This is a genomic window from Bradyrhizobium sp. 33ap4 (assembly GCF_032654765.1).
Lineage (GTDB): Bacteria > Pseudomonadota > Alphaproteobacteria > Rhizobiales > Xanthobacteraceae > Bradyrhizobium > Bradyrhizobium australafricanum.
In genome coordinates, this window is record NZ_JAUMTJ010000150.1 from 1 (window position 1) to 2,715 (window position 2,715).

At 60.2% G+C, this 2,715-nt stretch carries 3 protein-coding genes and 1 pseudogene; 3 read left to right on the forward strand and 1 reads right to left on the reverse strand.

The features are described from left to right. The first annotated feature begins 193 nt into the window (after nucleotides 1-193). A complete protein-coding gene (locus tag Q2M23_RS43370) occupies nucleotides 194-517 on the forward strand; it encodes a putative quinol monooxygenase (protein ID WP_316399483.1) in 324 nt (107 codons plus the stop codon). Between the two features lie 196 nt (nucleotides 518-713). Then, nucleotides 714-1,031, forward strand: a complete 318-nt coding sequence (locus tag Q2M23_RS43375; RefSeq protein WP_316399484.1) for a hypothetical protein — start codon at nucleotides 714-716, stop codon at nucleotides 1,029-1,031. 243 nt (nucleotides 1,032-1,274) lie between these two features. Here Q2M23_RS43375 and ligD read toward each other — a convergent pair. Next, nucleotides 1,275-2,202 (reverse strand): annotated as a pseudogene (gene ligD / locus Q2M23_RS43380) (non-homologous end-joining DNA ligase). A gap of 173 nt (nucleotides 2,203-2,375) precedes the next feature. Between ligD and Q2M23_RS43385 the strand changes: the two are divergent. After that, entirely contained in the window at nucleotides 2,376-2,600 is a 225-nt protein-coding gene (locus tag Q2M23_RS43385; protein WP_316399485.1) for a hypothetical protein, read from the forward strand. Nucleotides 2,601-2,715: the final 115 nt, after the last annotated feature.

The following is a 2,715-nucleotide window of genomic DNA, read 5'->3' on the forward strand; positions in this document are numbered from 1 at the left end:
CCATCTCCGAATCTCGTCGGAGCCAATGAATCATGATCCTCGGTCGGCGGCGAGCGCCTTTTTCAACAGCCTGCTAGGAGCCAGGGATGTCATCGAAGATTATCAGCTGCTTAAGTCCGCCACGGCTGCTCCGAGCTGAACGCCGCCGAAACGGCTGATTGAGCACATTTGGTCCAACTCTGGGAGCTTATCCATGTCTCAGACTATTTCATTCATCGTTCATTTGCCCGTCAAGGCCGAAGCACGCGAAGCACTCTATTCGAGCCTCGTAAAGGTGCTCGACGAAATGTCGAATGAACCGGACTTCGTAAACACTTATCTTCACCGTTCGGTGGAAGATTCCGATACCCTGGTACTCTACGAGACCTGGGCATGCAGCGCGCAGTATTTCCAAGACTACCACTTGAAGAAAGCTTATCGGGTCGAATACGAGGGCAAGCTCAAGAACATGTTGAAGTCGGAGCGGCGTTTTGAATGGCTCGAACCCGTCAAAAGCTACGAGAGCAAGGGCAGATAGTCCATGATCGACGCCGGTCTGTCCCTCGGGCGCCCGAGCAGCAACGCGAGCTCGTGCGCTATATCGTGTACAGGGTAAATCGCCGGAGGAAGCAGCCAACCTGGCCGGCTATCACCCGAAATCGGTCTACCGGACGCTGCGTCTACCGGCGGTCGCGGCCGCGGTCTCCGAGTCAATCCAACTGGACCTTGCAGCGGTGGGCGCACCGCTGGCTTATCGCGTCGCAAAGTCACTTTTGCAGGATGAAAAGGTGAGCGCGCGGGTACGAGCGGGTCTGTCGATGAAGGTCCTTGACCGCGCAGGGCACATCACACCGACCCGGAAGGATTTGGAGCCTCAGCATAAGGCGTTTGCCGAAATGTCCCGCGATGAGCTCGCGGCGTTCATCGAACGCAACCAGGCCGAGATCGACAGATTCGAGGCCGAGCTAGCGTCTCGGGCGAAGGATGTCTCGGTTCAGGCCTCGACAGAGCCGGCCTTTCGGCCTTTCTCAGCTGATAAGCGGAACACTTGAGATCCAAATTCTTCGTCGCCCGGCGGCGTAGGGTGAGCTATCGGCGGCGATCGCGCCTGCTGAACATGTTTCGAAAACCTCGTGGCAGCCGAGGAAATTCATCGTCTGGTTTCGGCCTGTTGCACTTCGGACAGGGCGCGCCAGCGCCACCGCACCTGCATGCGTGATTGCCAGTCCAGGGCTGGTCGGGGTGGTTTTCGCAAACCCAGCCAGTATCATCGCAAAGGATGCACGCCGGCTCGTTCATAGATCGTCCCGGACACCACGAAAGAACGGATGTCGCGCCTTGCCCTCGGCGGACTTGGCGCGATACTCGATTTCGGCCAGCACTTTCGGCTCAACCCAGATCGCCTTGTGCGCAATGCGCTTGGTGTAGGGCTGCGTCTTGCGGATCAGCGGCGTCAGGCGCTCGCGTAGGTCCGTGGCCGAGGCCTTATCAAAACCGTGGTCGACCTTGCTGGCGTAAATCAACTCGTCACCGTGGCGCCGACAGACATAGATGCCGTCCCAATCGTTGCCATCCAGTGCAAAGCCGGCGATGGTCAGCGTCTCGCGCTGGGCGCAGATCTTCTTGACCCAGTCGCGGCTGCGGGCGCCGGTCGGATACACGCTATCGGCCACCTTCGATACCACGCCCTCATATCCGAGCCTACAGGCATGCGCGAACATCTTGGGGCCGCCCACCTCGAAGCTGTCTGCCGCTGAACTGGACCTCGGTGCCAGCGACGAGCTTCTTCAGCAGCGCTTTGCGCTCCTTCAGCGGCAGCTTTCGGAGATCGCGGCCGTTGAGGTACAAAAGATCGAAGGCCACCATCACGATCCTGGTTGACTTCCCTCGCAGCTCGTTCTGCAGCACGGAGAAGTCGGTCGTGCCGTCTGCCGAGGGAACAACGATCTCGCCGTCGATGATGGGTGACGATGTGGAAATGTGCCAGGCGTCGTCAGCAACCTTCTTGAAGCGTCTGGTCCAGTCGTTGCCGCGCCGGGTGTACATCTTCACCTCTTCATGGGCGATGTGAGTCTGCACCCGGTAGCCGTCGAACTTGATCTCGTGAATCCAGCGTGTGCCGCTCGGCACTTTATCGATCGGCGATGCCAGGGCCGGCGCGATGAAGCCGGGAAAGAGCGCCTTGGTCCCGATCGCCTCGGGCTTCCTACGCTGAAACGCCACAACGCAACTCCGCAAACAATGAGACGATTCAAACGGGCATGGTCGCAATCGTTCCGGCCCGCAATTGGAACTGGCGATCTTACCTTGCGTTTTGCCAGAACGGCAAAGACAGCGAAGAAGCCCACCGCCAAGCCGCCGCGGAAGTCGGCCTGACCCTGTGATAGGAGAGCCGTATGGATATGAAAGAAGCCTCGGCGATGACGGAAGCCTCGGGGCTAATGGAACAGGAGGACGGAAGCGGTCGGACTTCCGAGGCGCCCCGGCGACTGCTCCAGCAGCCTTCGCAGGATGTCGCGCTGCGCTGGGCCGAGCGGCTGCGTGAGGTTGCCGTGAAGGCGCCCTTGCAGTCGCTCATCGTCGCCTTCCTGATCGGGATCTGGGTCGCGCGCCGGCGCTAACAGAATCCGCGAACCGGCACGCCTCATGACCGGCCGCTATACCCACGCCCACCAGTTCAAACGCGCCCGGCGGCAGCTCAAGTTCCTGCGGACACGGCTTGGCCGGATCATCCGC